Genomic DNA, 7,333 nt, shown 5'->3' on the forward strand with positions numbered 1-7,333 from the left:
AGTGATTTCAAAAAAATTCGGCCCGCTACCATGGTCGAATGCCGGGCAGCGATTTAGAGCCTTTGGTCGGGTTTCATCCAATAATAAAAACCCCCAGCCTACTGGAGGCCAGGGTTTCGGGTATTGCGCTGGCGCAGTGTTATTCGACGGCTTTGACCATGTCTTCGATGACCTTTTTGGCATCACCGAAGACCATCATGGTTTTGTCCAGGTAGAACAACTCGTTGTCCAGGCCCGCATAGCCGCTGGCCATCGAGCGTTTGTTGACGATGATGGTCTTGGCCTTGAACGCTTCCAGAATCGGCATGCCGGCGATCGGTGAGTTTGGATCGTTCTTGGCGGCCGGGTTGACCACGTCGTTCGCACCCAGCACCAGCACCACGTCGGCCTGGCCGAACTCGGAGTTGATGTCTTCCATCTCGAACACCTGGTCGTAAGGCACTTCCGCCTCGGCCAGCAGCACGTTCATATGCCCAGGCATACGGCCCGCTACCGGGTGGATCGCGTACTTCACGGTCACGCCACGATGAGTCAGCTTTTCGGTCAGCTCTTTGAGCGCATGTTGCGCGCGGGCAACTGCCAGGCCATAGCCTGGAACGATGATCACGGTGTCGGCGTTGGTCAGCAGGAAGGTCGCGTCGTCCGCCGAGCCGGATTTCACCGGGCGTGCTTCTTTCGAGCCTGCCACTGCGGCGGCATCCGCCGTGTTGCCGAAACCGCCGAGCAGTACATTAAAGAAGGAGCGGTTCATCGCCTTGCACATGATGTACGACAGGATCGCGCCGCTGGAGCCCACCAGGGAGCCGGCGATGATCAGCATCGAGTTGTTCAGCGAGAAGCCGATGCCTGCTGCTGCCCAGCCGGAGTAGCTGTTAAGCATCGAGACGACAACCGGCATGTCGGCGCCACCGATCGGGATGATGATCAGCACGCCGAGCACGAATGCCAGGGCCAGCATCAATGCGAAGGCACTGAGGTTGCCGGTGAACATGAACGCCAGGCCGAGACCAAGGGTAGCCAGGCCAAGCACCAGGTTCAGCTTGTGCTGGCCGCCGAACTGTACCGGTGCGCCCTGGAACAGACGGAACTTGTACTTGCCCGACAGTTTGCCGAACGCGATCACCGAACCGGAGAAGGTGATAGCACCGATGGCCGCACCGAGGAACAGCTCCAAACGGTTACCGGCCGGAATCGAGTCGCCCAAATGTTTGACGATGCCCAGGGATTGCGGCTCGACCACGGCGGCGATGGCGATAAACACCGCTGCCAGGCCGATCATGCTGTGCATGAAGGCTACCAGCTCTGGCATCTTGGTCATTTCTACGCGCTTGGCCATGATCGAACCGGCGGTGCCGCCGACCAGCAGGCCGACGATGACGTAGCCAATACCGGCCGTGGCGAGTTCTGCGCCCAGTTTATAGATGAGGCCCACGGTGGTGAGTACCGCCAGCGCCATGCCGAGCATGCCAAACAGGTTGCCACGTCGCGACGTAGTTGGGTGTGACAGGCCTTTAAGGGCCTGGATAAAGCAGATCGACGCGATCAAGTAGAGCGTCGTGACTAGATTCATGCTCATTACTTGGGCGCCTCTTCTTTTACTTTCGGGGCTTTCTTCTTGAACATCTCAAGCATCCTGCGGGTGACCAGGAAGCCGCCGAACACGTTAACCGCCGCGAGCGCCACGGCCAGGGTGCCCATGGTCTTGCCCAGCGGCGTCACGGTGAGTGCAGCGGCGAGCATGGCGCCGACGATCACGATTGCGGAAATCGCGTTGGTCACCGCCATCAGCGGCGTATGAAGCGCGGGGGTCACGTTCCAAACCACGTGGTAGCCGACATAAATCGCCAGCACAAAGATGATCAGGTTGTAGATACCGGGGGAGATAAGCTCTTCCATCGTCTGAATCCCTGCTTAGGCGTTTTTGCGGATGACTTGGCCGTCGCGGCACATCAGGCACGCGGCGACGATGTCGTCTTCGAGGTTGATTTCAAACTGCCCTTCCTTGGTGAAGACCAGCTTCAGGAAGTCCAGCAGGTTGCGCGCATATAGAGCAGAAGCATCGGCGGCTACGGCGCCGGCCAGGTTGGTCGGGCCGCAGATGGTCACGCCGTTTTCCACGACGACCTGATCGGCCACCGTTAGCGGGCAGTTACCGCCTTGGGCTGCGGCGAGGTCGATGACCACCGAGCCTGGCTTCATTTGCGCGACGGTCTCGGCGCTGAGCAGGGTGGGTGCCTTGCGACCTGGGATCAATGCGGTGGTGATGACGATGTCGGCTTGCTTGGCGCGTTCGTGTACGGCCAGGGCCTGGCGTTGCATCCAGCTCGACGGCATCGGGCGAGCATATCCGCCGACACCGACGGCGCATTCGCGCTCTTCATCGGTTTCATAGGGTACGTCGACGAACTTGGCGCCGAGGGATTCGATTTGCTCTTTTACTGCGGGGCGTACGTCAGACGCTTCGATCACTGCGCCAAGACGCTTCGCCGTGGCGATGGCCTGAAGGCCGGCGACACCGGCGCCGAGGATCAGCACGCGAGCGGCTTTGACGGTGCCTGCTGCGGTCATCAGCATCGGCATGAAGCGCGGGTAGTGGTGGGCTGCCAGCAGGACCGCTTTATAGCCGGCGATGTTGGCTTGAGACGACAGCACGTCGAGGCTCTGGGCGCGCGACGTACGTGGTGCGGCTTCAAGCGCGAAGGCAGTAATGCCGCGTTCTGCCAGCCTGGTAATGGTTTCGTTGCTGAACGGATTGAGCATGCCCACCAGCACGGTACCGCTTTTGATCAGCGCCAGCTCACTGTCGCTGGGGGCAACCACTTTGAGAATCAGCTCGGCGCCAAACGCATCGTTGGCACTGCCAATGGTTGCGCCTGCCGTTTCATAGGCACTGTCGACGATGCTGGCGTTGAGGCCTGCTCCGCTTTGAACAGTGACCTTATGGCCCTGGCCGATCAGCTTCTTGATGGTTTCCGGGGTGGCAGCCACCCGCGTTTCACCGGTCTGGGTTTCGAGAGGAACACCAATGTGCACGTCAAATCTCCTGCATGATCTTTTTGCTTTTGATCTTTTTGTAAAAAGGCCAGTGCACCGTGAGTGGCGCATCTGGGGCGGCCGATCAGCACGATCCCGCTGAAATGACAGCGGGGCGCGGCATTTTGCAGGCGAACTTTACGGCCTTCAAGGGATTATGACGGGTGACGAAAAATTAACTACAAGTCACCCTGTGACTGATTGTCGCAATGCTCGGAAATAACCTCTTTAAATACAGGTGTTTAAAGGGCTTCAGGGGTTTACCGACGCTTTTTCCATCGCTGGTGTGAATAGTTGGGCATTGGCCGGTGATAGTCCCTGAAAGCCATGATAATCATGGCTTTTAGCCTTTTTATGGTTGATAAGTACAGTCTGTCTAAAAGCGACATATACGTACATCTGTAGGTTTTCAATTTAATTGACTACAAGGTCAATAAAACCGTTCGTTCCTTTAAATGCCTGGGCTGTAGCGTTGTGACTGGTCAATAAGCCAGTCCCTGAAAGCATGCAGTGATGCAGATTCGACTTTTCTCTCGGGAATCATCAGGTAGTAAGCCTTGGAACTGTTCAGTGCCTCGGGGCTCGCGATCACCAGCTGGTTCTCCTTAAGCTCGCGCTGGATGAGGAATGGTGGAATCAGCGCGATTCCCATGTCATGCATGGCGGCCTGGGACAGCATCGAGAATAGCTCGTAACGAGGCCCTGTCATGTCACGGGGTATGTTCAGTTGTTGCGCGTTGAACCATTGGCGCCAGGCGTAAGGTCTCGTGGTCTGCTGCAGCAGAGGCAGTTCTGCTATCTCCTGGGGGCTGAAGTGGGTACGGGTGCCCAGTAATCTTGGGCTGCACACGGGGACGGGGTTTTCTCCCATCAGTCGATGGGACTCCGTACCGGACCAGTCAGCATCGCCAAAGTAGATCGCGGCATCGAATTCGGTATCGGCAAATAGAAAGGGGCGCGTGCGGTTGGTGAGGTTGACCGTCACTTCCGGGTGCTGACGTTGAAAGTCCTTGAGGCGAGGAATCAGCCATTGGGTGCCAAAGGTTGGAACCACCGCCAGCTCGATGATGTTGGTGCCCTGCTGCCCCATTATCGACAAGGTGTCACGCTCAACTGCGTCCAGCTGCGTGGCGACGCGACGGCTATAGGACAGTCCCGCCTCTGTCAGCTTCACCCCGCGTCGTGAGCGACGAAACAGCTCGACACTCAAAAACTCCTCAAGGCTGGCTATCTGTCGACAGATGGCGCCCTGGGTGATGGAAAGCTCGTGCGCCGCCTTGGTAAAGCTCTCGTGGCGGGCCGCTGCTTCAAAACTGACCAGGGCCGTGGTGCTGGGAATTTTTCTGCGCATGTACGTAGTGCTCACTTAAAAAGCGCGTCAGCGCCGTTCTCAGTCGTTACGAAGTGAGAAATTAGCACAACCCTATGCAGAAACCTCGTTTGCCCTCTGCGCCTGCCCGGCCTAGGCTCCTTCCACGACTTCTGATTTCTTGCGCGAGGACTTATTCATGGCTGGTAAGGCAAGCTTCAACTGGATCGATCCACTGCTGCTGGATCAACAGCTCACCGAAGAGGAGCGCATGGTGCGAGACAGCGCTGAGCAATTCGCCCAGGACAAGCTGGCGCCGCGTGTGCTCGAAGCCTTCCGCCATGAAAAGACCGACCCCGCGATCTTCCGCGAGATGGGCGAAACTGGCCTGCTGGGTGCGATGATTCCTGAGCAGTACGGTGGCAGCGGCTTGAGTTACGTCAGCTATGGGTTGATTGCCCGTGAGGTCGAGCGTGTCGACTCCGGCTATCGATCGATGATGAGTGTGCAATCCTCGCTGGTCATGGTGCCTATCAATGAGTTCGGTACCGAGGCGCAAAAGCAGAAGTACCTGCCGAAGTTGGCTTCTGGCGAATGGATTGGCTGCTTTGGTCTGACGGAGCCTAACCACGGTTCCGACCCAGGCGCGATGATTACACGTGCACGCAAGGTGGACGGCGGCTACAGCCTGACCGGCGCCAAGATGTGGATCACCAATAGTCCGATCGCTGATGTGTTTGTGGTGTGGGGCAAGGACGATGCCGGCGACATCCGTGGTTTTGTCCTGGAGAAGGGCTGGAAGGGGCTGAGCGCTCCGGCGATTCACGGCAAGGTGGGCCTGCGGGCTTCGATTACCGGTGAGATTGTCATGGATAACGTGTTTGTGCCGGAAGAGAACATCTTCCCGGATGTCCGTGGCTTGAAGGGGCCATTCACCTGCCTCAACTCCGCGCGCTATGGCATCTCCTGGGGGGCGCTGGGTGCCGCCGAGTTCTGCTGGCACACCGCGCGCCAGTACACCTTGGATCGTCATCAGTTTGGTCGTCCGCTGGCGGCGACCCAGTTGATCCAGAAGAAACTTGCCGACATGCAGACCGAGATCACTCTGGCCTTGCAAGGCTGCCTGCGTCTGGGGCGTATGAAGGATGAAGGTACGGCGGCGGTTGAGATTACCTCGATCATGAAGCGCAACTCCTGCGGCAAGTCCCTGGATATCGCGCGTATGGCGCGGGATATGTTGGGTGGCAACGGCATTTCCGACGAGTTCGGGGTGGCGCGTCACCTGGTCAACCTGGAGGTGGTTAACACCTACGAGGGCACTCATGACGTGCACGCTTTGATTCTCGGGCGCGCACAAACCGGCCTTCAGGCGTTCTATTAATAGGAGCACGGCATGGGCGCGCTTTCACACCTGCGGGTATTGGACTTATCGCGAGTGCTGGCGGGCCCTTGGTCCGGGCAGATACTTGCGGACCTTGGGGCTGAGGTGATCAAGGTCGAGCGGCCGGGTAATGGCGATGACACGCGCGCATGGGGGCCGCCTTTCCTTAAGGACGCCTATGGCGAGAACACCACTGAGGCGGCGTATTACCTGTCGGCTAACCGTAACAAGGAGTCGGTGACTATCGACTTCACGCGGCCGGAGGGGCAGAAGCTGGTGCGTGACCTGGCTGCCAAGTCCGACATTCTGATCGAGAACTTCAAGGTGGGTGGCCTGGCGGCGTATGGGCTGGACTATGAGTCGCTCAAGGAGATCAATCCGGAGTTGATTTACTGCTCCATCACGGGCTTTGGCCAGACGGGGCCTTATGCGACGCGTGCAGGCTACGACTTTATGATTCAGGGGCTGGGAGGGCTCATGAGTCTGACGGGTCGGCCCGAGGGTGATGATGGGGCTGGGCCGGTGAAGGTGGGTGTCGCGTTGACTGACATCTTGACGGGCCTTTACTCGACTGTGGCGATCCTGGCGGCATTGGCTCACCGAGACCACGACGGTGGCGGGCAGCATATCGACATGGCATTGCTGGATGTGCAGGTGGCTTGCCTGGCTAACCAGGCGATGAATTACTTGACGACGGGTGTGTCGCCGAAGCGGCTGGGTAATGCTCACCCGAACATTGTGCCCTATCAGGATTTCCCCACGGCTGATGGTGACTTCATCCTGACGGTGGGTAATGACGGTCAGTTTCGCAAGTTCGCTGAGGTGGCTGGGCAGCCGCAGTGGGCCGATGACCCGCGCTTTGCTTCTAATAAGATGCGGGTGGCCAATCGTGCAGAGCTGATTCCTCTGATTCGCCAGGCAACAGTGTTCAAGACGACGGCTCAGTGGGTGGCGCTGCTGGAGCAGGTGGGTGTGCCTTGTGGGCCGATCAATGATCTGGCCCAGGTGTTTGCCGATCCGCAAGTCAAGGCGCGGGGGTTGGCGATGGCATTACCTCACGCGCTGGCAGGGATGGTGCCGCAGGTGGCCAGCCCGATACGGTTGTCCAAGACGCCGGTCGAGTATCGGAGTGCGCCTCCTCTATTAGGAGAGCATACGGTTCAGGTGTTGCAGGGCGTGCTTGGGCTGGGGGCGGCGAATGTGGCTGCTTTAAAGGAGGCAGGCGTTATCTGAGCCTCTTCTTCTATATAGAGCATGCGAACGGCTCTATATAGGTTGTTTCTTAATCAATCCTAACTAATTGATAGAAAAGCAAAATTAAGCGTTGACGGCAGATTCTGGAAGTCTATAATTCGCCCCACTTCCGGCGCAGTCGAAACGGAAAACTCCTTGGTAAACAAAGAGTTACGCAGAGTTCGACAGCGAGTTGCTTCAGTTCATCGAAGCCCAGAAGGAGTTGGTAGGGCAGTGTTGTTTGGCTCTATTAACGTTTCGATCCTCTCGGTCGAAAGCTGAGAAAAAGAGGTGTTGACAGCAGCGTGTAACGCTGTAGAATTCGCCTCCCGCTAACGAGAGATCGGAAGCGCAAGTGGTTGAAGTTGTTGAAGAAC

General features: G+C 58.0%; 6 protein-coding genes. 2 read left to right on the forward strand and 4 right to left on the reverse strand.

The features are described 5' to 3' along the window. Positions 1 to 139: 139 nt before the first annotated feature. The 4 genes from ACI77D_RS21820 to ACI77D_RS21835 all read right to left on the reverse strand — a co-directional run bounded on the left by ACI77D_RS21820 (position 140) and on the right by ACI77D_RS21835 (position 4,384). Positions 140 to 1,576 carry an NAD(P)(+) transhydrogenase (Re/Si-specific) subunit beta gene (locus tag ACI77D_RS21820; protein ID WP_407017463.1) on the reverse strand — a complete coding sequence of 479 codons (1,437 nt, stop codon included), beginning with the start codon at positions 1,574 to 1,576 and terminating at the stop codon, positions 140 to 142. Continuing rightward, the gene (locus ACI77D_RS21825; protein WP_003187417.1) at positions 1,576 to 1,896 is read right to left on the reverse strand and encodes an NAD(P) transhydrogenase subunit alpha; all 321 of its coding nucleotides are present in this window, start codon (positions 1,894 to 1,896) and stop codon (positions 1,576 to 1,578) included. Before ACI77D_RS21825 ends, ACI77D_RS21820 begins: the two co-directional genes overlap by 1 nt. Before the next feature lie 15 nt (positions 1,897 to 1,911). Further along, the gene (locus ACI77D_RS21830) at positions 1,912 to 3,033 is read right to left on the reverse strand and encodes a Re/Si-specific NAD(P)(+) transhydrogenase subunit alpha (protein ID WP_064450077.1); all 1,122 of its coding nucleotides are present in this window, start codon (positions 3,031 to 3,033) and stop codon (positions 1,912 to 1,914) included. Between the two features lie 451 nt (positions 3,034 to 3,484). Next, complete coding sequence (locus tag ACI77D_RS21835) at positions 3,485 to 4,384, reverse strand: LysR family transcriptional regulator (protein WP_262666679.1); 900 nt, start codon at positions 4,382 to 4,384, stop codon at positions 3,485 to 3,487. Between the two features lie 157 nt (positions 4,385 to 4,541). On the opposite strand from ACI77D_RS21835, the gene ACI77D_RS21840 reads away from it, so the two are divergent. Both ACI77D_RS21840 and ACI77D_RS21845 read left to right on the forward strand, forming a co-directional pair. Then, positions 4,542 to 5,723 (forward strand): acyl-CoA dehydrogenase, encoded by a 1,182-nt coding sequence (locus tag ACI77D_RS21840; RefSeq protein ID WP_064450079.1) that lies wholly within the window; start codon positions 4,542 to 4,544, stop codon positions 5,721 to 5,723. A 12-nt stretch (positions 5,724 to 5,735) separates the two neighbouring features. Continuing rightward, on the forward strand, positions 5,736 to 6,956 hold the full coding sequence (locus ACI77D_RS21845; protein ID WP_064450080.1) for a CaiB/BaiF CoA-transferase family protein: 1,221 nt from the start codon (positions 5,736 to 5,738) through the stop codon (positions 6,954 to 6,956). The last annotated feature ends 377 nt before the right edge of the window (positions 6,957 to 7,333 follow it).

Source organism: Pseudomonas sp. O39, from assembly GCF_045447295.1.
Taxonomy (GTDB): Bacteria; Pseudomonadota; Gammaproteobacteria; order Pseudomonadales; family Pseudomonadaceae; genus Aquipseudomonas; species Aquipseudomonas antarctica_A.